Genomic DNA, 25506 nt, shown 5'->3' with positions numbered 1-25506 from the left:
GTGATAGCTATGAGACATTTAACATTTGATAATGAAGAAGTAATTATGGAGTTTTTTAGAGATCCAACCAACAAAGTGTTGGCATTTCCACAAGGCGATGAACTACTTAAAACATTTAATTCAATCAATAATGAAGACGAGTGGAGTAGTTGGGTTAATGCTTCTAAAACAAATACACCTCCTGATTTTTATAATGAAGAACTTAAACTCATGATGGATGTTATGAGATTTGATGATCAACAGACTGTTGATGGAAAGAAACATGCAACAAAATCTAAGGAAACTGAGCTATTAAAAGAGTTAAAGGAATCAGGTATACTAGATATTGCACCAAACGCAACAAATGTTTTTATAAATGCAGTGACTGATTTACCTCAAAATGAGGATCATAATTTTAAGAGGTATAGAGGTAACTTTAAGAGAGTAATAGAGAAACACGCTAAGAGGGTACAAGCATATAGAGAGAATCATCCAAGATTTAAATTGATATTCTTTGTTTTCGATGAATCTAGATCAATGTATGCTGAAAAGGTTAACTATCCAGTGAACTCACCATTGATACAAGGTATGCCATATTGGTTTTTTATTGATGAGTATATGGTTGATATAATTAAAAAGTGTGGAGCTGATTTCTTGGTATGGTTTAAACCTTATTATGATCCCAGTGTGCTACTTGGGTTAGAACAACCTTTACCCACTGTAATAATGTATGATTTAAATAATCTGATGATTGACACAAAGAAATATAATGAGAATAACATTATTAGTTTAGAGGAATAGGGGGAGTTAAAATGAAACACAAAATATTAAACATAATTCAAAATAAAGACGGCATAAAAGTTGCTGAGGTCTTATACAATAATGAAAATCGTGTAATTAAGACTTTCTCAAAGGGTGTTTCAAGTTTTGAGATAAATTGGTATAAAATTTTAAAAGAACTAAACATACCTATTCTTGAGACTTATGAACTAGGTGAAGATTATTTGATTATGGAAAAAATTGATGGTAAAAAATATAGGCTTGGACGTGAGGAAGATTTATCGCTTGAAAACTCGGTCGTTTCCATTGCAGGTTATTTCAAGAAGTTACACACCTTTTCATCTGAGATTGATAAGAAATATAATGATTTACCTTTGTATTCACCAATGTTGAACATAGATCATATTGATTTTTTGGTTAGCAAATTAAAAGATAATAAGTTACTAAATTTAGTGAAAAGGAAAGTTCACAAATTAAACAGGATCATTAATGATTTCAAATTAGTAATCATCCACAGAGATTTTTACTATAAAAATTTTGCTGTGAAAGAGACAACAAACACAATTGTAATGTTTGATTTTAGTCAAATGTGTATATCATATAAAAGCGTTGAAATTGAGTTTATAAGAAGAGTATTGAAATCTAGAAGTGAAGAGGCTGAGAGATTATTCTTGGAGTATTATGGTGAATATGATTTGAATGAGTATTTAATTTGGGAACTTGTAAATCATTTGGATTGTCTATATCATGCTTTTAGTGCTGAAAAGTTTCCCGCTTGGGGAGAATCCGCAAAGGATTATATTTTGAACTTGGATAATTTTTATTTTTTCAAGCAGATGCTTAAGTGATAGACACTATTCGACCTATTTTCTATGTAGGAAGCGTTTATTCAGGGTACAGAGAATGCAACACATAACAGACAACCCTTGATTTTGAACGCAACACCGTTCAAAAAGGGTGAAAATTGAAATAAACACGGTACGGACAAGACACTTGTATAATGAATGATACTGTTTCTGATGAAACAGTATTTTTTTATGCAAAATTATTACTCTATATGTTGTTAATTGCTTCTGATCATTGACTATTGTTGTTTTGATAGGTATAATTTTAATTAAAGTTAACGCATCATAAATTATATAGTTTTCATAGAAAGGATTACTTATGGATCATAAACAAACTTCAATCTCATTTTGGGATCAATTTTTTAAAGATTATAAACCAGTAAAGATAGAAAAAGAGGACATAGTTGTATCTTCTAAGTTAGATGAATATTTAAAACAAATCGGCGACTATGCTGAACATATTTTAGATGTTGGGTGTGGGACAGGTTATGCTTTAATAGGCAGTAAGTGTTTAGGGACAAAGATGAAATCAGGTATTGGATTTGATTCATCTCATCATGCAATTCATATCGCTAATGAAACGGTCAGACTTTCAAATATTGAACATTTATCTTTTGAAGTATCCGATGAAACGTTTTTAAAAACAATGCCAGATGAAAGTTTTGATGGTATCATATGCTCTAATTTTTTAGATGTGATTCCAAAACAAATGTCAGATGATATCATTGATGACATCGAAAGAGTTCTAAAAAAAGATGGATTGTTTCTGCTTAAAATTAATTTTCCTCTAGACGAACATCTGATTAAAAAAATGAACATGGAAGAAATCGAAGAAAACACTTATCAATTAAATGGTGTTGTTCGAGCTTACAATTTAACAACTGAACAATGGATTAAACGCTTTAAGCATTTACAAGCGATTCAAATAGATGGTTTCAAAAGAGCTGAGCATTTACCAGAAGACAGAATCATATTATTTCAAAAAAAATAAATCGAGGTCATTAAATGAAAAAAGTTGCTTTTTTAACATTAGGGATTGTCGTTATAGTTTTAGCAAGTTATGTTTTAATAAATCTTAGATCTGTTTATTTTTTTGATGCAAGAACACAAGAAAAAACAAAGCTAACTTCTTTTTGGTTTAAGCGAGATGAAATTACGATGAGAGATCGATGGTTTTCTAATTTTGATGATGACGTCATCAGTGGGTTTGCTTTAATTGAAGATCAGAAAACATATGCGATTATTCCGTATGTATATACAAAACCCATATTTGATCAGGAGCTTGATATATTCTATCAAGCAAACCTTGATAGAAATAAAGAAATCATTTGGAGAGATAAAGAGAATGATCAAGCTGTAATATACGATATTAGCGAAGAAATAGCAATAGAAGTTGCTGTTGACGTTTATCCTGGATACGTCACAGAACCATTGAAATATGGAGACGGGATATATACAGTGCCAGTATATAATGATTTAGGAGATATTGTAGAGCATGTTCAATTTTTGGAAAGCAGTCAAGCTGGATTACGAGAAGGGTTCAATAACAATATACCGTGTTACATTCTACAGACTGTTTTATTTGTTGAAATCAATATAAATAACCATGAGATGAAACTTTTGGTTCCAACATTTTTTGTTGGAGGGTTATTATCAGCTGAGATTAATGACAATCATTATTATGATCAATATTTCGATCAACTTCTTGTTTTTGAAGCTACGCTAGATAAACCAAATGACTAGATAAAAAAACCATAATTAATTATAAATTTAAAGCTCATTCTATGAGCTTTTATCATTTTTAAAGATATCGAAACACTTTTTTATGAAATATTTCAAAAGTGCTTCACATATTGCTTTGATTTATGATACAATTTCTATGTGGTCAGGTTTTAAAACTTTTTTTATCATTTTGACCACAAATGATTGAACAAAGTCTCGACTCCCCCTTGGGACTTTGTTCCTTTTTTTTGCAGAACAAAAGTGAATAAATTCACTAGGGGCGATAAAAATCGCCTTTTTCTTTTTAAAGTCACATTGTATAATAGATTTATGGAACCTATAGTGATTAAGTATAAATTTAAAGATCAATTAGAACTTGCTCTTAAACATGGTGAACATGTCTTTAACAATGAGCTTGTTAAACTATCTAATTTAAAAGTATATAGAGATAACTCCATTTCCATTCAATCTATATTTGCTACCTATTGGGATTCATTTAAACTTCATTTTGAAGATAAACTACGTCCCTCAATTATCGAAAATGTTGAAAAAATGATACATTGTCGTGATTTCAAATATGGCTACTTCTTCTATGAATGCCCAACTTGTGATAACTTTCATATCCAAGGTCTTTCTTGTCATTCAAGGTTTTGTCCTTCTTGTAATCAAAGATATCGAGAAGCTCGAACACTTGCGATTGAATCCAAATTACTTAAGTGCCCTCATAGACATTTTGTCTTTTCAGTTGCTAAAGAGATGCGTAAATTCTTTTGGCTTTATAGAGACTTATTTGATATCTTATTTCAAACTGTAAATGAAGTTCTTCATAAAGCTGTTAAGAAAACGAAGGCTGACCACCAATTAGATAGAAGACTTGGCATCATTTGTTTTCTTCACACCTATGGCAGAGATATGAAGACCAATCCTCATATCCATGCTTTAGTTGCTGAACGCTTTATTGATGCTCATGGTCATCTATCCAACATGTCTTTCTTTCCTTTTGAGAGACTGCGTATGTTTTGGCAATATAGACTCTTAAGTAACATCTCAGCCTATTTGAAAACCCATGCGACAAATTCTATCTATAATGAGTTTAATCGCTTAAGAAGTTATCTCATTCATAAGTATAAAAAAGGCTTTTACACTTACGGGCCTCAATTAAAGAGAAAATCTAGCTTGTCTACAGCCAAAAAGATTGCTAAATACATCGCCAGATATGCTTCTCATCCAGCCATCTCTGAATCTAGAATTGATGACTTCGATGATATCAATCACCAAGTCACTTGGCATTTTGATCCTCATGAAGATGATCAAATTTCAGATAAACATCATAAACGAGGTACTCAAATCATCACTGATCATGTCTTTAAATTTATTGCACGTCTCATTAAACACATCCCTGATAAAGGATTTCATCTGATTCGTTATTACGGTTTTTATTCAAATCGGACAAAACGAAAAATTGCCTCTGAGTTAAAGTTAGTTAACCCTAAATCTTTGACTTATCTTAAACATCAACTTCACTTTCGAACTTTGTTGCTTAAGACTTATCACTATGACATCTTTAAATGTCAGTGTGGTTCTACTATGGTTTTAAATCTTGATGCTTCATATCTACCAAATCACCGAAAAGAGAGGTTATTTAGCGATGCCTAAACTATTTAAAACTAAATCTGTGCATATGTCTTTTGTTCAAAAAAAGAATTTGTATGCTGAATATAAATCAGCTGTTAAGCAGGGATTCATTGCTGGCCCTGCCGCTTCATTTAATGCATTTATATCGATGCCTAATTTTGATATCATGGTTGATATGAAATGTCTGCACTGTGGATTTGAACTTACTGTCAATTTTTCTGGTTATGCTCACTTTATGGAGACTGAAGGTGCTGCTTTTCCCGTTGATGTTTGTAGTCATTGTGGTAAGTTGCAGTTTGTGCCTTTAGATATTTATCATAAACTTATTGATTAATTTGTTGACTCGTTTTACAGACTCATTTTAGATGAGTTTTTTCTGTTTGTTTTTATTTAAATTATCAATTAGAATTTCCTAGTTAATTAAAAAAAGCAGTTAGAATAACTGCTCTTTCAAGTCAAAGAACTTAATTAAATATCTTGCGATGCCATCTTCATCATTGGTGTATTCTGTTTGATCTTTTGAAACACCTTTAAGTTCCCAGTTGCCATTTTTCATCATGACACCTATGCCAGCATCCCTGATCATTTCTATATCATTAATGCCGTCACCAAATGCTATAAAACGGGAACGCTCTATATTGTAATAGTCTAAAAGATAATTTAGTGCTGATGATTTAGAGACGTGCTTTAAATAAATTTCATAGATTGCATGTCTATGTCCAGCACCCCATAATCTAAAGGAAATCGTATCTGAATAGTTTTCTTTAATATAATTTTCTAATACTGTTTTTTGCATGGAATCTACTAAAAATATTAATCCAGAAGGTTCAACATCTAGGTTTGTAAAATCACCCTCAACAATTTCATTTGAAAAAGCTAAGCCAGCAAATATTTCTTCTAATTTTGGTTCATAATTGTAGGCATAAACGGTCTTTTCAATACTGAAAAACGCAGATTTTAAGATGGGTTTTGCGTGTCTAAAAATATCATGCATGATATCATTAGGAATGAGTGTTCTTTGTTTAGGAAACTTATGATTAAGCGGGTTTTCGATGGTCGCACCATTATCATTAATCATCGGGTTAGGGATACCTAACTGATGGTAGATTTCAATAGCACCCCCATATGGACGTCCTGTAGCAATAACGACTTTATGTCCGATTAAATGTAAGTGATTTAAGACTTTAATTGTTTTTTCTGATAACTTACTTTGACTGTTTAATAGTGATCCGTCAAGGTCACATGCGATCAGATATGGCTGCATAATTTTCACCTCACTTTATTATCTCATATATTATAGTTTTTACAAGCATAATCATGTAAAGATAAAGAAAAAGGCTTTCGCCTTATTTCAATTTTGGATAAGTAAAGACAATTTCGGAATCACTTGTTCCATCAGGATTGTCTGTTTCGGTTGTGATTTGAGTAGGTACTGCATAATCATATAATTTGGAAACATCTAAAGATAGATTCTCTTCGATATAGACATTTTCTCCATAATCAAATGATTGATGTGTGTAGATACCACCAATGATATTGATATTGTTTCCCATCTCAATGTTTTCCGCAACAATATAAGCATAGCCAGAAACATTGTTTTTAATCTCAACATTTCCAGTGACAAAAATAAATGTAGGTCGATCGATAGTACCAAGTTCTAAATTATTACTTATAACTAAGTCACCTTGTATGTAGAGAGTGGCTACAATTTGAATATCGTTTCGTTCAATTTCAACGTCCCCATTGACAATGATATTGCCATAAACTAAAGTGTCTCGTTGTAAATTTAAGTCTCCATCAATAAATAGTATGCTTCCGTCTGATACAATCAAATCACGATCTCTTTTTAGATCAACGTCGCCATCAATGTAAGTGTTATCTGTAACAACAGCGGTTTTCATTTTTTCAATTTCCGAACTCGACATTTCATCAATGATGCCATCATTTGCAAGATCTTCCATATAATTCATGACGTCATCATAAGTGTTTAAATCTTCAGGAGCATTCGATATATTTAATGAATCAATGACATAATCAGGCATATAATCAGATAGTAGAGTTTCAGAAGTAATAACTGGTGATAGTTCAAATGTTTCTTCTGTTCCATCAAAATCAAAGATAATATCATCAATATCGGTTATCTGAGTTGAGCCTGTCATATAACTTACAACTTCATTTGTCTCGTTGATCAGTGAAGTAATGATGTATAAACCATTTTCATTTTGCTCTATGACTACATTTAGATAGTTTGACAGTGACAGAATTTCTGCATCTGTCATCTCAGGATTTTGAGATAAATAATTGAGTGCAGTACTGACATCTGACACAGCATTATGATAAGTTTCTGATTCTTCGATATCATATTCAACTATTCTAGATTGAAAAACAATATAACTCATGAGAGTTGCTGATAAGCCAATGACAAAAACAGTTATACCTAAAACCATAGGTAATCCCATACCTTTTTTATTTTTTAAGATATTCATGGTCATCAGCTCCTTTAAATGAACACTTCTAAAGTGGTTTTAAATGTGTAAAGATTTTTTTCAGATGCTAAAACAATTGTGATGATGAACTGTGTAGAGGATACTTTTTCAATCATATCAATACGACTTGTCTCATGTATGAGAAATCCAGACAGATCTTGAATCTGATTATTTATAGAGATATTATTATTTTCAATAACAATAGTCAGTTCTAATCTAGGATCGTGATTAATGAGTTCTATTTCAGCAGTTAAATCGTTATAAACATATTCAAAGTTTGAATATAAAACAAGTTCTTGATCTGGAGTATAAGTATAACCAGTTATATATAACTCACTTACTTCTTGCTCAATGTGTCTAATGAGTAATGTACCAGTTGTATTTGCCTGACCATTTTCTATAATTTCCTTGTTAGCATTGACGATAAATGTAATCGTTAAAGCAATGATAGAAGAAGCAATTGAGAAGATAACGATAGCACCTAAAAGCTCAACTAGGGTCACACCACTATGCTTTCTCATAAATAACTCCAATCATCGTAACAGTTTGTTCTTTGTAATAGTTAATTGTTATTTCAAAATGAATCATCTGAAAATATATGGAGTCTTCTGTAGGCTCTAAAAATCGAATTGTGATCAGTGGTGCATAATCCTTTTCTTCGATAATATGATTGAATAATGAACAGTCAAGTGGAGAAACATCACAGTTTAAGTTGGACACGATTTTTTCGTCGTTATTCATCCAATTGAGAATAGTTTGATATGCATAATCATGTTCAAGATCATATCTAATCACAGTTCCAAGATCTGTAGCTTTTATCTTTTCTTCAGTTCTTATGGCGTGATTTCTCATGGTCAACATAATGCTTAATGAAGTGATTAAAACCAAGGTCACAATAAACACAGAAGCAACAGCTTCTAATACTGTAAAACCATTTTTATTAGCAATCATGAAAAACCACCACCTTTCTTTACACTTATTATATAATATATTTCGCAGTAAATATATTAAGAAGTACTTGTTTTTCATAGATTTACGTCTATTTGACTTCATTGTTTGGTATAATAATAGCAAGTAGAGGTGGTACTATTGAAAAATTTTGTAAACTATTTTAAGAGAAACATCTATTTCATGATTTCAATCATTACTGTATTTTTATCAATTGTATTTGCGATCACTATTTTCTTAGTATATGATTTATCAAATCAAGAAAATGAGACTACCGTTGGGTCTGTTTTTTTAGGTGGTATTGATGAATCCCAGTATAAACAAGTATTGAATAGTGAAATTAACGATTATCTAGATGATTTGAACTTTGATATCGAGTATCAAGGCGTTCATGTGAATTTAGAATCATCTTTATTTTCACCAAATATTGATGAAACAGTAAATGGAATTATACAAGACTCACAAAATAAAGTTGTTTTTATTATAGAAACAAGCCACCAGGGAGAAATATTGAATCTCATCGATTCTATGTTTACTCAAAATATCTTAAGCTTGATAGATTCGGAAAAACTGTTCAATGATTTGATTGCTGATTTAGGAGATATGGTTTTAATTAAAGACTATCCTTTAGAAGATTATTTTGTTGAATCAGCATTTGATCAATCGTTATACTTCGACACCATAAGTGGAGTTGATGTTGATGCTGTAACGAAAATATTAAACCAATTAAATGCCATCATCATTAAACCCCAATCTAGATTTTCATTGTTAGAAGAGCTTAAAGATTACGATTTAACAAATGAAGAACTAAGTATTATTGCGTCAGGTATGTTAAAAGTGTTAACAAACACACATATGAATGGGTTCGTATTTCACACATATCCAGAAATGCCTGCTTGGGCGACTACAGGTTATAATGTTCGTGTTTTAAAAGTGAATGCGTATGATTTTACATTTTATAACTCAAATCATTTCGAGTACCGTATTGAGTTAGGCCAATCATCAGCTAACGCCATTGGTTTTAGCTTAAAAGGTGTTCCACAAGTATATGATTATGAAGTAAATATAACTAAACAAGCAACAGTGCCTATTGAAAACATATATATTGATAATGATACACTAAATGCTTCAACTCCAGATGTAGTAGAAATTACAACTGACACTGAAACAAGATATGAACTACTGATTGAAACTGGTGTTGAGGGTGGTGTTTATACAGTTTATCGAACTGTGACAGATGCACAAGGTCATAGCATTATTCAAAAACTATATGATATATATTTACCTTCATTACCTAATATCTATGAACTAAACATTGTTGAAATAGGAGGCGCATGATATGGCATTAAAAAGAATCGGTGATGTTTTACTAGATGCTAAGATTATTACAAAAAAACAGCTTGAAGATGCGCTAAAAAAACAAGAAAAAAATGAACGCCTTGGTGAAACTATCGTGCGTTTACAATATGCATCAGAGATGCAAATCTTAAAAGCATTAGAAGATTCAACTGGCGTTCAAAGAGTATCGCTCATGCATTTCACGATTGATGAAAATGTATTAAAGTTGGTTGATGAGTCTTTTTGTCGCAGAAATACAATGATTCCTTTAAGAATAGAAGGTAATAAATTGATGTTTGCGACATCTGATCCTCTTGATTTTTCAGTGACAGAAGAATTAAGACTTATGACCGGGTATCGACCAAAAATGTATTCTGCACCTAAAAATGAGATTAATACTCAAATTGAAAAATATTATGGGTTTACGAGAACGCTTGAAGCACTTGGTGTCAAACAAAATGTATCCATGGATGAAGTCACTGAAGAAGAAGATGATTATAGTGATACACCAATGGTTAATCTAGTCAATCAAATATTGACATCAGCTGTTTTTCAAAGAGCAAGCGATATCCATATTGATCCACTAGATGATAAAGTTGTTGTTAGATATCGTGTAGATGGTGTTTTAGATATAGTTAAAGAATTTCCGATTAAGATTCTGAATCAAATGGTGAGTCGTATAAAAGTCATGTCGGGCATGGATATTACTGAAACAAGAATACCTCAAGATGGACGTATTCAAACTGCGATTCAACAAAAAAATATCGATTTGCGTATTTCAACTTTACCAACAGTAAGAGGAGAAAAAGTTGTGATGCGTATTTTAGATATCAGTGGTGGAGCTAATCGATTAGATAGTATCGGTTTATCGAAAAAAGAAGAAAAACTCGTAAGAGATATGATTGCCAAACCTAATGGTATTGTACTAGTGAGTGGACCCACAGGATCTGGTAAAACAACGACTTTATACGCATGTCTAGAAGAGTTGAATAAACCTAATGTAAATATTGTTACAGTTGAAAATCCTGTTGAACTTAAAATGGAAGGCGTTAATCAAGTACAAGTTGAACCAGATGTGAACTTAACATTCGCAAGTGCTTTAAGATCTATTTTAAGACAAGATCCAAATATCATTATGGTCGGTGAGATTAGAGACGTAGAAACTGCAGAAATTGCAATTAGAGCATCTTTAACAGGTCACTTAGTTTTATCAACCATACATACAAATGATGCAGTAAAAACAGTGACTAGATTATTAGATATGGAAATCGAACTATTTTTAATCGCATCGTCATTGACTGGTGTAATTTCACAACGTCTTGTAAGAAAACTGTGTACAGAATGTAGTTATGATGATGAACCAACACCAACAGAAGTTGTTATGTTTAAAAAGCAAGGTATTGATTTAGATCATGTGAAACGTGCTAAAGGATGTCCTTCATGTAATTATAAAGGTTATGCTGGTCGTGTTGGAATTTTTGAAGTTTTACCTATATCTGACCAAATGAGAAAACTGATTGCTGAAAATGCAACGTTTGATGAGTTAGAAAAAGAAGCTAAATATTCTGGAATGCAAAGTATATTGTCTTCAGGCTTGAAAAAGATTCAAGAAGGTGTCACAACACTAGAAGAAGTTATGAAAGTTGCGGAGGAATAGGAGGGATATTTTGCATTTAAAAAACTTTAAATATGTTTGTATAAACACTGAAGGAAAGACTGTTAAAGGGCGCATGGAAGCCGTTAATAAGAGTGTTTGTATTAAGTATTTACAAACAAAAAATTACAAAGTAAAGAGTGTTATTGAATATAAAAATATCATCACTAGACTAGAACAATTTACGATTGGTAAGTTAATTAACCAAAAGCAATTAGTCTTTTTCCTAAAGCAATTGGGTTCACTCATTAATTCAGGTGTAAAGTTATTACCCGCACTAGAACTCTTAAGCTTGCAGCAAGAAAACAGAAATATTAGAAGATTATATTTTGAACTTTATCAACAAGTTTATAATGGAAATTTACTTTCTAAAGCTATGAGCAAGAGAAATCAGGAGTTTCCGAATTTGCTTGTCCAAATGATTAAAGTTGGTGAGTTATCTGGTGAGTTAGGACAAACCATTTTAAAAATGGCTGATTATTATGAGTCGCAAATTAAACTAACAACAGAGATCAAATCAGCTGTTAGAATGCCTTTGATCTATTTAGGGGCAGCCATTGCTATATCCATAGGGATGTTATTATTTGTTTTCCCAAACATCACAGGACTATTTGAATCTTTCGGGGATGTTGAACTTCCACCTATTACTCAGTTTTTTCTTAATACAGGAGATTTTTTCCAAAATTATTCACTAATCATTTTTGGAAGTATATTGCTTATTGGCTTAGTATTTACAGGTTTTTATCGGTATAACACGAACTTTCATTATTATGTGAAACTAACTTTGTTAAAAATGCCGATTTTTGGAAGATTGATTCAAATGAGTAATCAAATTTTGATTGCTAACTCATTATCACAAATGTTGTCCAATGGGATTAACTCTTTAGAAGCGTTAAAAACAACGAAAGATATTTTAAATCATGATGTGTATAAAGCTTTAATTGATAAGACCATATTGTATTTACAAGATGGGAAGCCCTTTAGTAAATCTTTTGAAGAAAGTAGACACATCGATCCAATTATGGCAAAAATGATAGCGACTGGTGAGAAGACTGGTGATATCCCAAGACTTATGGAAAACTTAAGTGAGTATTATAATGGGATTAGTGAGCTTAGAGTTCAACAGTTAAAAAACAGTATTCAACCGATTTTGTTAATCATTGTTTATGCCATTGTTGGAGTCATGATTTTAGCAATCATGTTGCCGATGTTGTCTTTAGGAACCCAAATTTAGTTATTACATTTTTCTTAAATCTTTCAAAATTGATTGACAAATGAAATGAAAAAGCATAACATTATAGTATAATTTTATAGAATAAAATACGGAGGAGAAAGTATGAATAAAGCATTAAGAAATAAAAAAGGGGTTACGTTAGTTGAATTGTTAGCGGTTGTTGTGATATTAGGGATTATAGCTGCTATTGCTGTTCCAACTATTGGTGGATTAATTGAAAGACAAGAAGCAAATGCTGCTGAAGCAACTTATGATACAATTGTTACAGCTGCTGAACTATATGCAGAAGATACGACAGCATTCACACTAGCTGCTTTAGAATCAGAAGATTTTGTTGACTTAAAATCAAATGAGTTTGGATACATGGATGGTGAAACACTTACTGTTTTAACTAAAGATGCGATTTGGATTGTAGTTAATGGTTCAACGGTGACATTTTATAGTGATGCAGGAGCTACAAATGCAATTGATTTATACATTAATGGCCACGAAGGAAATCCTGCTGAATAAACCATTCTTTGATAACTAGGAGGTCTCTTTTCAAGATGCCTCCTTTTTCTTTATATAGTATAATAAGAATATAGGAGAACATGATTATGACAATACTATATGCCATCTTTATATTCCTTTTTGGAACTCTATTTACATCTTTTTTTCAAGTGCTTGCTACAAGGCATAATAAAAAAGAATCCTTAAAAGGAAGATCACATTGTGATCAATGCAATCACACCCTTAAACTGATAGATGTATTACCTGTTATTGGCTATTTAATCAATAAGGGTAGATGCAGATATTGCAGTGAAAAAATAAATGTCAAGTATATCATCTATGAAATGATTGGTGGTTTTCTTTTCGTCATTCCATACCTTATTTTTGGATTTACACTAGATTATTTAATTGCTGTAATCCTTATATCAGTACTCCTTATCGAATCCTTTTCAGATATTGATGATATGATTGTTATTGATAAAGTCTGGATGATTGGATTTGTTCCATTACTCATCATTAGAGTTATCCAAAATAATATCCTTGAGTATCTTCTATCAAGTGTGATTTTGTTTTCTATCATGTTTTTTATCGCAATCATAGGTAAATCTATTGCTAAAAAGGATGCTCTTGGCGGTGGAGATATTAAAATTTACTTGTTTATAGGATTGGCATTAACCTTCCCACAAGGGATATTATCTATCTTTATGGCGTCACTATTCGGCTTAATATATGGTATAATTTCTATAAAAGATAGAAATAAATATTTGCCACTTATACCTTTTATATCGATTGCTGTTTATATCAGTTATTTAGTTGGTGAATCAGTTATTACGTGGTATTTAAATTTATTAGGGATGTGAGTTTTCATGAGAAAAAAAGAAGATATTACAGTTTTTATATCAGACTATAAATGCGCATATATGACACATCAAAGTCAACTGAGTAAATCTCTTAGTGAAGAGATTATACTGCCTGAAGGTGTTGTCATCAATGGATATATTAAGGAACCTGATATATTTTATCATCTCTTGTTAGAAAGTATAAAAAAGCAAGCGATTAAGTTACGTAATGTATTTATCTTAATCCATGATCAAAACTTACTGATTAGGAATCTTAATATCTCAAAAGATGAGTTGCAAAAAAAATCCATAGAAAATTACTTGCACGAACAAACAGACAAGAAAGTGTATTTTCCGTTTGAAAAAGCTGCAATTTCTCATTTTTTACAAGAAGAAGATGAAAAACATGTCAAAGCTTTAGCGATGATCACCGATGAAGATTTACTCCACGACTATTATGATATATTTGAAAAACTTGGTGCTAAAGAAGTTAACTTTGATTTACCATCTTTATCACTATTTGAAATCTATAAAGATAACTATAAATCAAAATCAAATCAAGTGATGATTGTAACGATTTACAAAAGTTTATTAGCCATTCAGATATACGAAAATAGTATTCCAATCTTTCAAATGATTGAAGAATGTGATGAATCTAAAGCAAATACAGTTTCAGTTTTAGAAAACTATATCGAAAGAATTGCAAACTACTATAAGTACAACCTAAATAAAGGTAATGCAAATATAGACGAAATTATCATCTATAATTTATCGGAACATTTATCAAAACGAGCAATCGAAAGTGAACTTATTCCTAACTTAAAAGATTTTAAAGTCGATCATTTCGATTTCACAAAAATTGAAGGTTATCAAGATCAATTGCCGACAGGATGTTATTTGCCATTTTTAGCAATTAAATCAAGTAGACTCAAAGTTCAAATTCCATTTGATTTTGAGTTAGAGCGCATTAAACCAGTCAATTTATATGGTAATTATCTCATGGTATTAGCATTTTTAATTTTTTCAAGTATCGCTTTATTATACATCCCTTTTTATTTATTTAATGAAGAAGCACAAGAACAAGAAAATACAATTCAGAGTTTAGAAAATCAATTAGACATATTAAAAAGAGATCAAACCAATCAAACAACCTACACTGATGAACAAGTTCAATATAACGAAGCATATGAGTCACTATTAGAAAAAGAAATGAGCTTTCGTGCACATTTGATTGATTTAATTGCCGAACTTGATGTGAATGTATCCTTAGATCATGTTGAAGTGGATGCTAAAAGCAAAACCATCACTCTTCTTGTTTCTGGAAATACTGTTTTAGATTTGAATGAGTATGTGATTAGAATATATGAAGCTTATGGTATATCAACTTTTGATGATGGTCCTAATAGGTGGATAACATCAGAACCTGAAACCTCATTTTTATCAGAACTATTGATGGAGGTGACTATAACTTATGCGTAGATATAATGTTTTTGGAAAAAAACTTTCTAAGACTAAAGCACTTCCTTTGATGATTTTAATATTTGTTGCTGTGATTGCAGGATATTATTTGATGAGTGTTTATCAAAATCAAAAACTAGAAGAGCTAGAACAAAGAGAAGTTGAACTTAATTTAGAAATCAGTCAACTCATCAATAATCAAGAGGATGTCACTTATTTGGAAATTGGCGAACTTATGCCGTTTTTACCCTCTAGTTATGATAAACAATCTATTGATAATGAAATACTTATAGCGAAAAATCTAGCATTGTTTGAGTTAACAGATACATTTAGTCATACCATCACAAATGATGTGAACTCTCCATTTGATGAAGCTTTAGATCAGCAAATTAAGTTTACACGAATTAACGTAAGCTTTAACGTTGATGATCATATCAAAGCATTATCATTTATGGATTCTATCATCGATATGACAACAATCTATCATATTGATTTCATGGATCTTTCCTTTTTGACCAACGGAAATGTTCAAGTGGATATGGTGATTTATACATTTTATTATGATATGAATGAATGAGTTGGACTTCGGTTCAACTTTTTCTTTTCTATCATCTTTATGATATATCATTTTAATGATATAATACGTAATAGGAGTTGATGATGTGCTCATATTTCTTGAAATTGGTCCTATAACCATAGATTTTTCAATGTTAATCAGTTTTTTAATTGGAGTGAGTTTTGGATTTTTCCTATTACTCCTCATTTATCTATATGCAGTCTTAAAAAGTTTGAATAAAGGTCTAAAATTAAGACATGCTGATGAAACCGATATTGATGAAGAAGAAATTAAGTGGTTAATCGAAGATGCTCAATCGCAATTCAAGGATAAAGATATAAGAAATGAAGTCGGTTATTCAAGACATCTTCAAAACATTGCTGCTGAGCTTACTGTTGATATTGCAAAGAAATTTTATCCCAAATCTAAATATCCTTATTTAGAACTTACTGTTGATGAAAGCTTAAACTTAGCACACTACATCACAGATCGCATAGAAGCACTGCTTCAAGGCAAGATTTTAAGATTAACAAGAGGATGGACATTAGCAAGAATCTATGAACTCAACGAGACAAAGACGAAAATCGATCAAAATAAATTTGTAAAAGCTGCTAAAAAGTATTCTAAAGTAACAAAAACTGCTGTTGCAGTGATTAATGCAGTCAATCCAGTCTATTGGGTTCGAAAACTAACCAAAGAAACCGCGATGAACATTATCATGGTGCGTATTGGGTTAGCAATTATCGCAATTACTGGTGAAGAGACTTATAAGATTTACAGTAAAAAAGTTTTCAACATAGAAAAAACTATCGATACAGGTGTTGAAGATATCTATAACGAATTAACTGAAGATCTAGAAAAAGCAGGTGAAGAAGCATGAAAAAACAAAAAGAAGTTTTAGAACAAGTCATTACAAAAGAACCTTTTGTTATTTTTCAGTTCGCGAAAATTGAAGGGATTAGAGGTAAACAAGTTTACAAATCTGATCGTTTTGTATCACCTATATTTGGAAGAAGAGTTAAAGATGTTGTGACGGTACCTTTTACAGTTAAAAATACTGGTGATACGACAAGACGTTTTGATGCATTTAGAACAAAGCATAAAATGTCTGATGATGAAGCTATTGAAAAGTATGGTACTAAATATTATGAGTTCACGAATATTGTTTCTCACAAAACAAGAGATGAAATTTTTGGACCAACAAATTATGATGACATGAATATTCCTGAAGAAAAACAAGAGGAAAAACCAAAGATTATTTCTCCAATTGGTGCAGGACATAAATACCAAAAACCTGAAAAACAAAAATCAAAAGTTGATGATTTTCCATTTAGAACAAAACCAGAGGTTAAACCAGAACCGCAAAGACAAGTTTTTCATGCAAAACCAGAAGAAGATAATTTCCGTTCACATGAACCAAAGGTTGAAACCTATCAAAGAGAAAAACCAGAACCAGCAAAACCAGTGGTTGCTTCTGATTTTGGATTTTTAGACGATAAAAATAGTCCAAAAGTTTCTGAAACCATCAAAACTCCTTCTCTTGATAAAAAAGAGACTTATCAACATCCAAGTATATCTTTATTTTCTAAAAAGGATAGAGATACAAACGAGCAACCTCAATGGTTGCTTGATCAAATTGATGTGATTAACGCAACGCTCCAACAATTTGGTATTGAAGGAGAAGTGAAGTCAAGTAAAAAAGGTCCTACGGTTACGCGTTATGAAATCGCGTTAGAGCCTGGAGTTAACGTTAAACGTATTTTATCCATTAGCGATAACTTAATGATGAGTTTAGCATCTAAATCCATTCGTATTGAAGCTCCTATTCCAGGAAAACCATTTGTAGGTTTAGAAGTGCCTAATAAAAAAACGGAAATCGTTGCGTTTGGTAATGTTGTTGATGATCCAAGGTTTTATAATGATAAAGAACACCCGCTTAAAGTTGCTCTAGGTGTTGATATTGATGGTGAAAATATCTATGCAGATATTCAAGCAATGCCTCATGGTCTAATTGCAGGAGCAACGAATAGTGGTAAAAGTGTTTGTGTAAATACAATATTAGTAAGTTTGCTCATTAAAAACTCGCCAGAAGATTTAAAACTTATTTTAATTGACCCTAAAATGGTTGAATTAACACCATACAATGATCTTCCTCATTTAGTAACACCAGTAATTACAGATGCTAAAATGGCAGCACAAGCATTAAACTGGGCTGTTGATGAAATGGAAAGAAGATATCAAAAGTTCTCACAAAGTAGAGCAAGAGATATCAGATCATTTAACGATAATGTGAAACGTGGACTTATTGATGATCCAAAAATGCCTTACATCGTTATCGTCATTGATGAGTTGGCTGATTTAATGATGGTTGCAGCGCATGAGGTTGAAGACGCCATCCAAAGAATTACACAAAAAGCTAGAGCTGCTGGTATTCATTTATTAGTTGCGACACAAAGACCAACGACTGATGTTGTTAAAGGTACCATTAAATCAAATATTCCAGTTAGAATTGCATTTAAAGTTGCATCATTTGTTGATTCAACAACGATTTTAGATGGAGCAGGAGCCGAAACTCTACTCGGTAAAGGCGATATGCTATTTAAGAAATCAGATCGTCCACACCGTTTACAAGGCGCCTATATTCCAGATGATGAAATATATGCAGTAACTGACTTTATTAGAGAACGTTATGATCAAAACTATATCTTTGAACATGAAGCTTTAAAACAACAAGCAGAGTTAAAAGAAATTGCATCTGATGAGTTATTTGAAGATGTTGCATACTTTGTCGTTGAAACCGATAATGCATCAATTAATAGTATTCAAAAGCAATTTGAAATCGGCTTTAATCGTGCTCAAAAACTTGTAGAAATGCTTGAGTATTATCATATTGTATCTCCATCTCAAGGCACTAAGGCAAGAGAAGTATTAGTTAATATGAGAGAACTAAATACGATTTTAGGTAAAGAAGAAAATTAGAAAAGGTGAAATCTATGACATTAAAAAGAGCATATATCAGTTTATTCATCGCAGTTATTTTAATCATCTTCAATATATTGCTTTATGCTTTAGATGTAAGTAGATTAAACATTAGATGGACAACATCAATCTATTGGGTATCATCAGTTATTGCACTCATATCTATTGGATTTAGCATATATCATTTTCATTTCAAAAAAGAATTTGAAGTGGTTGAGCCAATCATAGATGTTGATGACGAGACATTAGAAGAAAAAGATATTGAAATAGAATCATTTATGAAAAAACATAAATACGAAATCCTTGATTGGATTTCGTTTTTAAGCATCTCGATGATGCTCATTCTTATGGTATTTATGTACTTCTTATTACCAACAAATGTAGAAGGAAAATCCATGGAATCAACACTCGTTGATGGTGAACGTGTTTTGATGTATCACTTTAATTATATGCCAGAAAGAAATGATGTTGTCATTGTCCATATTACTGATAGATATTTAGATACATCAGGTAGACAAGTGAATACATCAAGTGAATATGATGACCAAGATCAAGTTTATTTTGTTAAGCGTGTCGTAGCAGTTCCTGGTGATACAGTCACATTTGAAGAAATTGATCAAACTGAAACCTATCATATATTGATTAATGGTGTAGTTTATCAAAACCAATATTTTCAAATCTATGAAGTAGATAACGCAGGTCGATTAAAAATGCTATCTTATCTAGACCAAGATAACAAGTTAAGAGAAAACCAATATTTTGCATTCGGCGATAACGAATCTTTTTCATATGACAGTAGAAACATTGGTGCAATCCACAAAGAGGATATGATTGGTAAAGCGATTTATAAGTTGTCGCCTTTAGGAGGTATTTCACATGGATAAAAAATTAACAGAAAAACAAATCCAGTGGTATCCAGGACATATGTTTAAGTCTTTTCGAGAAATCAAAGAAAAGCTTAAACTGATGGATATGGTTATGATTTTGTTAGATGCAAGACTGCCTATATCATCCATGAATCCTGAAATTTTAAAAACAGTGAAAAACAAACCCATTCTATTATTGTTTAATAAAATGGATTTGGCAGATTCAACTATTCTAAATAAACACATGAGTTATTATCAATCTTTAGGTTACGAAGGTATAAAAATTGATGCTCAATCACAAATCAATACAAAAAAAATATATGATCGGGCCAAACTAGTGTTAAAAGAAAAATTAGATCGTGAAAAAGCAAAAGGCCTTAAACCAAGACCGATAAGAACGATGATATTAGGTATACCAAATGTAGGTAAATCAACCCTTATTAATGCACTATCACAAAAAAAGGCAACAAAGACTGGTAATAAACCAGGTGTTACTAAAGCACAACAATGGATAAAATTAGGTGATAATTTTGAACTGTTAGATACACCGGGTGTACTATGGCCTAAGTTTGAAGATAAAAAAGTAGGGTATCATTTAGCGATTACTGGAGCAATCAAGGATGATATCATTCCTATTGATGATGTGTGTCATTATGCAATGGATTTTTTAAAAGCACATTATCCTAAACGCTTACTAGAAAGATACGAAATTCCTCTTGATATGTATGATTATGTGGAAATGTTAGATCATATCGGAAGTAAGAGAGGAGCGCTTTTAAAAGGTAGTGAAATCGATTATGATAGAGTCTATCATACCATCTTAACTGATATTAGAAATAAGCAGCTGGGAGGATTATCATTTGACAGAATATAATTTATATCATTACGAAGACGCTTTATATGATAAAGGTGTTAAATATATTGCTGGTATTGATGAAGCAGGCAGAGGACCTTTAGCAGGACCAGTGGTTGCTGCTGCAGTTATTTTAAAAAAAGGAGCGAAACTAAAACTCGTTGATGACTCCAAAAAATTAACCGAGAAACAAAGAGAAAAAGCACTTGAAGAGATCAAAGCGCATGCACTTGCCATAGGTATAGGCATTGCATCTGTTGATGAAATTGATCGTATTAACATTTATAGAGCAGCAAGAGAAGCTATGTATTCTGCAATAAAGCAATTAAAAATAAAACCTGAATTCTTACTTATTGATGCAATGCCAATGGAAATAGATATTCCTAGTGAATCCATCATAAAGGGCGACCAAAAATCCATAAGTATTGCTGCAGCATCTATTATTGCAAAAACCACAAGAGATCAGTACATGATTGAAATGGATAAAATATTCCCTAAATATAATTTTAAACAGCATAAAGGGTATGGCACAAAAGAGCATATCGAACTCATAAAAAAATATGGATATACACCAATCCATAGAAAATCATATGAACCTATCAAAACAATGATCAAAGAAGAAATGAGAAAAAAGTATGAAGATCATACACTTTTTGGATGATAAAAACTATAATGATACCGATCTAATATTTAAAAGAACTGCTGTTAGAGCAATCATTAAAAAAGAAGATGAATATATCTTGATTCAAAGCCTTCTATATAAGGATATAAAATTTCCTGGCGGCGGTCAAGAAAAAAACGAGTCAGACATAGATACATTATATAGAGAAGTTTTAGAAGAAACAGGACTAAGTATTATTAAGGATCGTGTGAAACCGTATGGGATGATCATTGAAAAAAGAAAATCAACATTTAAGGATAATGAGATCTTCTATATGGAATCAAAATACTATACATGTGAAGTTGAAGATCATATGGGTAATCAATCTCTTAGTGCATATGAAATCACATATGATTATAAAGTTAAGTATATGACTTTAGAAGATGCCATCAAACAAAATAGTTTATTATTAAATAAAGATACCAAACAGATCCCATGGGTAAAAAGAGAACTCATGATGCTCAAACACTTAAAAGATGAACAGTAGTATTCGTCTTTTTTCTTTTCAAGTAATTTTGCTTGATAAATGCTAAAATAAAATGAAAAAAGATATATATTATATAAATATATATAAAAAAAAGCATACTCTTTTCGCTTGACATTAAAAATTTACTTACTATAATAGATATGGAAACGGAAGTGTATATATGAGTCAAAAAAGATTAATCATTGTGGAATCTCCATCAAAATCAAAAACAATTGCAAGTTATGTAGGAAATGACGTGCTTGTTTTATCTTCAAAAGGACATGTGAGAGATTTAGCAACTTCTGGGAAAGATGGATTAGGCATTGATATCGAAAATGATTTTCAGCCAAGCTATAAAGTTATTCCAGGTAAAAACACATTAGTAAAAGAACTAAAATCTAAAGCTAAGGGTCGTGAAGTTTTAATTGCAACCGACCAGGATCGAGAAGGAGAAGCCATTGGTTGGCATCTTGCTCAAATTCTTGATTTAGATCCAAATGAAAACAACCGTATTGTCTTTAGAGAAATTACGAAGCAAGCAATTACTGAAGCTTTAAATCATCCAAGAAAAATTGATCAAGACTTAGTGAACTCTCAAGAAGCAAGACGTATATTAGATCGTATTATCGGCTTTAAGCTATCAAAATTACTACAATCAAAGATCAAATCTAAATCTGCAGGACGTGTACAAAGCGTTGCTTTAAAACTTATTGTTGATTTAGAAAAGGAAATTGATGCTTTTATTCCTGAAACTTACTATGAAATAGAAGCTGATTTCCCACATTTTAAGGCATCTTATCATATCCCTGGTAAAAAAAGATTATCTAAAGAAGAAGCAGATCAAATTGTAGAAACATCTACAAATCCATTTAAAGTTACAGATATAAAAACAAAAACTTCAAAAAGAAAATCTAAACCAGCATTTATTACATCAACATTACAACAAGATGCAATCAATAACTTATACATGAGTGCAAGTAGAACAATGATGGTTGCTCAAAAACTTTATGAAGGTATTGATATTGATGGTGAACTTGTAGGGTTAATTACTTATATGCGTACAGATTCAAACAGATTAGCTCAACCATTTATTGATGAAGCTAATCAACACATTGAATCACATTACGGTAAAAAATACTTAGGACATTATAAAACATCAACGAAAGAAAATGCACAAGATGCACATGAAGCCATCAGACCTACATCAGTACATCGAACACCAGAAATGATGGAAGCATATCTTGATAAAGATGAAGCTAAGTTATATAGAAGAATCTATGAAAGAGCAGTAGCATCACTCATGAGTGATGCAGTATTCGAAAGTACAAAGATTACTTTAGACTCAAATGGCAATATTTACCATTTAGATGGTTCTATCTTAGTCTTTGATGGTCACACAAGAGTTTTTGAAGAACAAAAAAATAAAGATAAACTCTTACCTAAATTAGAACTGAATCAAGAAGTGAACGCAAAAAAAGTTATCTCTATTGAGAAAGTCACAACACCTCCAGCAAGGTATTCAGAAGCAACACTGATTAAGGAAATGGAATCACTCGGTATTGGTCGACCATCAACATATGCATCGATTATTCAAACACTAAAGCATAGAGCATATGTTCATATGGAACATAAACGATTTGTACCTACAGATCAAGGTAAACTAACTGCAAAGGAATTAGATGAATTTTTCCATAAAATCATAAATGTTGAATACACATCAAAAATGGAAAAGAAATTAGATGAGATTGCTGAAGCTAAAGAATCTGGTGTTGAGATTGTATCTAAGTTTTATCACAGTTTCATTCCAATGGTTGAACATGCTCAAAAGCATATGAAAAAAATTGAACCTAAGATGACTGATGAGCTGTGTCCAAAATGTGGTAAGCCATTGGTGGTAAGAAAATCTAGATATGGTGAGTTTATTGCCTGCAGCGGTTTTCCAAAGTGTAGATACATTAAAAATGACGACAAACAACAAGATAACAACGCAAAATAATCGATAGGCTTTACAAACACATTAAAAAGTGATAATATATCTATGCATCCAAAAAAATGGATGTTACTTATCCCCTATTTAGTGTATGAAAATACACAAAATCCCCTTAATAGGTCTTCTGAACTTTTTCAGGAGGCCGCTTTTTATGAAAACCATAAAAATATATGTTATAATATTGTTAAGACTTTAGAAGGAAGTGTCTCATATGAAAACATTTAAAGGCAAACCTGTAACACTTATCGGTGATACAAAAAAAGTTGGAGATGTTGCTCCGGATTTCAAAGCTTTAAACCATAAAAATGAATATGTGAATTTAGCAGATTTTAAATCAAAGTACGTGATTTTAAATGTCGTACCGTCACTAGATACAACTGTATGTGACAGACAAACAAGAACAGTGAATCAAGAATTATCTGAAATTGATGATTTGACAGTGCTTACTATTTCTAATGATTTACCTTTTGCACAAGCAAGATGGTGTGGAAATGCAGGTTTAGAAAATGTGATTACATTAAGTGATTACATCGAACTTGATTTTGCAAACAAGTATGGAACTTATATCAAAGAACTTAGATTACAGGCGAGAAGTGTCTTCGTTTTAGACCAAAATCGTAAGATCATTTATCTTGAATATGTTGATGAAATGAGCCAACATCTAAACTTTGATGAACTGCTTAGCTTTGTTAAAAACTTACCGAAAGAATAACTTTCGGTTTTCTTTTTCTTATGGTATAATATCTTAGGATTATATGAGAGGTTAACATGGGATTATTTAAAAAGTTATTTGGAAAAAAACAAAAAAATGATAAATATGCTCTGGGGTTACATAAAACAAAAGAAAACCTTGGAGATCTAAAACAAATATTAAGTGAATCTAAAGTCATTAACGATGACCTTTTTGATGCACTTGAAGATATTTTTATTCAAGCTGATATTGGTGTTGATACAGTAGTTTATTTTATTGAATCATTAAGAGCTGATGTTGAAAACAAGCACATCACAGATCCTAATGATCTTGCAGAAATGATCGTTGATAAGATGTTTGAAATTTATCTTAAAGGCGAACTCTTAAACACAGAATTAAACTATGATGAAGGTGAACTTAATGTTTATCTTTTTGTAGGTGTTAATGGTGTAGGTAAAACAACAACTATCGGTAAACTGGCTAAACAACTTCAAAATGAAGGTAAAAAAGTGATGATGGTTGCTGGTGACACATTTAGAGCTGGTGCTATCGAACAACTTAAGATTTGGGGTCAAAGAAGTGGCACATTTGTATTTTCTAAAGGCGAAGGTAGTGATCCATCCAGTGTGATTTATGATGCGATTGAACTTGCTAAAAAGGAGAAATACGATATTATTTTGTGTGATACAGCAGGACGATTACAAACAAAAGTCAACTTGATGAAAGAACTAGAAAAGATGAAAAGAGTCATTCAAAAGACTTTACCTAATGCACCACAAGAAACACTTTTAGTAATTGATGCAACAACAGGTCAAAATGGTATGCGTCAAGCTGAAGTTTTTAAAGAAGCAACCGATGTGTCTGGGATTATCTTAACAAAACTAGATGGTACAGCAAAAGGCGGTATCGTTTTAGCAATTAGACACTTATATGATTTGCCGATTAAATACGTAGGATTAGGTGAAAAAATAGATGATTTAGTCTATTTTGATATTGAACAATATATCTATGGTTTATTTGAAGATTTCTTCTAAGAG

Annotated in this window: 26 protein-coding genes; 22 read left to right on the top strand and 4 right to left on the bottom strand. The window is 31.5% G+C overall.

The genetic code is table 11. The features are described from left to right. Positions 1-9: 9 nt before the first annotated feature. From BK011_04560 to BK011_04535, 6 genes are all read left to right on the top strand, one after another. Positions 10-780 (top strand): hypothetical protein, encoded by a 771-nt coding sequence (locus tag BK011_04560; protein AUD64984.1) that lies wholly within the window; start codon positions 10-12, stop codon positions 778-780. An 11-nt stretch (positions 781-791) separates the two neighbouring features. Further along, the gene (locus BK011_04555) at positions 792-1607 is read left to right on the top strand and encodes a hypothetical protein (protein ID AUD64983.1); all 816 of its coding nucleotides are present in this window, start codon (positions 792-794) and stop codon (positions 1605-1607) included. A 316-nt stretch (positions 1608-1923) separates the two neighbouring features. Further along, positions 1924-2595: a hypothetical protein gene (locus tag BK011_04550; GenBank protein ID AUD64982.1), complete on the top strand. Its 672-nt coding sequence runs from the start codon at positions 1924-1926 to the stop codon at positions 2593-2595. Positions 2596-2609: 14 nt separating this feature from the next. Further along, positions 2610-3347: a hypothetical protein gene (locus BK011_04545; GenBank protein ID AUD64981.1), complete on the top strand. Its 738-nt coding sequence runs from the start codon at positions 2610-2612 to the stop codon at positions 3345-3347. A gap of 294 nt (positions 3348-3641) precedes the next feature. After that, entirely contained in the window at positions 3642-4982 is a 1341-nt protein-coding gene (locus tag BK011_04540) for a hypothetical protein (protein ID AUD64980.1), read from the top strand. Next, on the top strand, positions 4975-5295 hold the full coding sequence (locus tag BK011_04535; GenBank protein AUD64979.1) for a hypothetical protein: 321 nt from the start codon (positions 4975-4977) through the stop codon (positions 5293-5295). The genes BK011_04540 and BK011_04535 overlap by 8 nt, the downstream gene beginning before the upstream one ends. Before the next feature lie 99 nt (positions 5296-5394). Here BK011_04535 and BK011_04530 read toward each other — a convergent pair whose 3' ends face one another. The 4 genes from BK011_04530 to BK011_04515 form a co-directional block, all read right to left on the bottom strand. After that, positions 5395-6225, bottom strand: a complete 831-nt coding sequence (locus tag BK011_04530) for a hypothetical protein (protein AUD64978.1) — start codon at positions 6223-6225, stop codon at positions 5395-5397. An 82-nt stretch (positions 6226-6307) separates the two neighbouring features. Continuing rightward, the gene (locus BK011_04525; GenBank protein AUD64977.1) at positions 6308-7447 is read right to left on the bottom strand and encodes a hypothetical protein; all 1140 of its coding nucleotides are present in this window, start codon (positions 7445-7447) and stop codon (positions 6308-6310) included. 14 nt (positions 7448-7461) lie between these two features. Then, complete coding sequence (locus BK011_04520) at positions 7462-7968, bottom strand: hypothetical protein (protein AUD64976.1); 507 nt, start codon at positions 7966-7968, stop codon at positions 7462-7464. Next, positions 7955-8398: a hypothetical protein gene (locus tag BK011_04515; protein ID AUD64975.1), complete on the bottom strand. Its 444-nt coding sequence runs from the start codon at positions 8396-8398 to the stop codon at positions 7955-7957. Before BK011_04515 ends, BK011_04520 begins: the two co-directional genes overlap by 14 nt. Before the next feature lie 138 nt (positions 8399-8536). Here BK011_04515 and BK011_04510 point away from each other — a divergent pair, with 138 nt between their 5' ends. The 16 genes from BK011_04510 (at position 8537) to BK011_04435 (ending at position 25503) form a co-directional block, all read left to right on the top strand. Continuing rightward, positions 8537-9733 (top strand): hypothetical protein, encoded by a 1197-nt coding sequence (locus tag BK011_04510; protein AUD64974.1) that lies wholly within the window; start codon positions 8537-8539, stop codon positions 9731-9733. Between the two features lies 1 nt (position 9734). Further along, positions 9735-11390: a type II secretion system protein GspE gene (locus tag BK011_04505; GenBank protein ID AUD64973.1), complete on the top strand. Its 1656-nt coding sequence runs from the start codon at positions 9735-9737 to the stop codon at positions 11388-11390. A gap of 10 nt (positions 11391-11400) precedes the next feature. Further along, positions 11401-12621, top strand: coding sequence for a hypothetical protein (locus tag BK011_04500; protein AUD64972.1), 1221 nt, complete (start codon positions 11401-11403; stop codon positions 12619-12621). Positions 12622-12723: 102 nt separating this feature from the next. Next, positions 12724-13131, top strand: coding sequence for a hypothetical protein (locus BK011_04495; GenBank protein AUD64971.1), 408 nt, complete (start codon positions 12724-12726; stop codon positions 13129-13131). An 86-nt stretch (positions 13132-13217) separates the two neighbouring features. Then, entirely contained in the window at positions 13218-13970 is a 753-nt protein-coding gene (locus tag BK011_04490) for a hypothetical protein (protein AUD64970.1), read from the top strand. Between the two features lie 6 nt (positions 13971-13976). Further along, on the top strand, positions 13977-15428 hold the full coding sequence (locus BK011_04485) for a hypothetical protein (protein AUD64969.1): 1452 nt from the start codon (positions 13977-13979) through the stop codon (positions 15426-15428). Further along, positions 15421-15984: a hypothetical protein gene (locus BK011_04480; protein ID AUD64968.1), complete on the top strand. Its 564-nt coding sequence runs from the start codon at positions 15421-15423 to the stop codon at positions 15982-15984. Before BK011_04485 ends, BK011_04480 begins: the two co-directional genes overlap by 8 nt. Before the next feature lie 85 nt (positions 15985-16069). Then, complete coding sequence (locus BK011_04475) at positions 16070-16843, top strand: hypothetical protein (protein ID AUD64967.1); 774 nt, start codon at positions 16070-16072, stop codon at positions 16841-16843. Next, a complete protein-coding gene (locus BK011_04470) occupies positions 16840-18942 on the top strand; it encodes a hypothetical protein (protein AUD64966.1) in 2103 nt (700 codons plus the stop codon). Before BK011_04475 ends, BK011_04470 begins: the two co-directional genes overlap by 4 nt. A gap of 14 nt (positions 18943-18956) precedes the next feature. Beyond that, on the top strand, positions 18957-19826 hold the full coding sequence (locus tag BK011_04465; protein AUD64965.1) for a signal peptidase I: 870 nt from the start codon (positions 18957-18959) through the stop codon (positions 19824-19826). Continuing rightward, positions 19819-20682: a ribosome biogenesis GTPase YlqF gene (locus BK011_04460; protein AUD64964.1), complete on the top strand. Its 864-nt coding sequence runs from the start codon at positions 19819-19821 to the stop codon at positions 20680-20682. The genes BK011_04465 and BK011_04460 overlap by 8 nt, the downstream gene beginning before the upstream one ends. Further along, positions 20669-21322, top strand: coding sequence for a ribonuclease HII (locus BK011_04455; GenBank protein ID AUD64963.1), 654 nt, complete (start codon positions 20669-20671; stop codon positions 21320-21322). The genes BK011_04460 and BK011_04455 overlap by 14 nt, the downstream gene beginning before the upstream one ends. After that, positions 21297-21809: a hypothetical protein gene (locus BK011_04450; protein ID AUD64962.1), complete on the top strand. Its 513-nt coding sequence runs from the start codon at positions 21297-21299 to the stop codon at positions 21807-21809. The genes BK011_04455 and BK011_04450 overlap by 26 nt, the downstream gene beginning before the upstream one ends. A gap of 160 nt (positions 21810-21969) precedes the next feature. Next, the gene (locus BK011_04445; protein ID AUD64961.1) at positions 21970-23784 is read left to right on the top strand and encodes a DNA topoisomerase I; all 1815 of its coding nucleotides are present in this window, start codon (positions 21970-21972) and stop codon (positions 23782-23784) included. 205 nt (positions 23785-23989) lie between these two features. Then, positions 23990-24490, top strand: coding sequence for a lipid hydroperoxide peroxidase (locus BK011_04440; protein ID AUD64960.1), 501 nt, complete (start codon positions 23990-23992; stop codon positions 24488-24490). A gap of 56 nt (positions 24491-24546) precedes the next feature. After that, positions 24547-25503: a signal recognition particle-docking protein FtsY gene (locus BK011_04435; GenBank protein ID AUD64959.1), complete on the top strand. Its 957-nt coding sequence runs from the start codon at positions 24547-24549 to the stop codon at positions 25501-25503. The last annotated feature ends 3 nt before the right edge of the window (positions 25504-25506 follow it).

Source organism: Tenericutes bacterium MZ-XQ, from assembly GCA_002838205.1.
Classification (GTDB): domain Bacteria; phylum Bacillota_I; class Bacilli_A; order Acholeplasmatales; family Acholeplasmataceae; genus Mariniplasma.
Note: the sequence above shows the minus strand (reverse complement) of the source record. Positions and strands in the feature narration are given on the sequence as shown.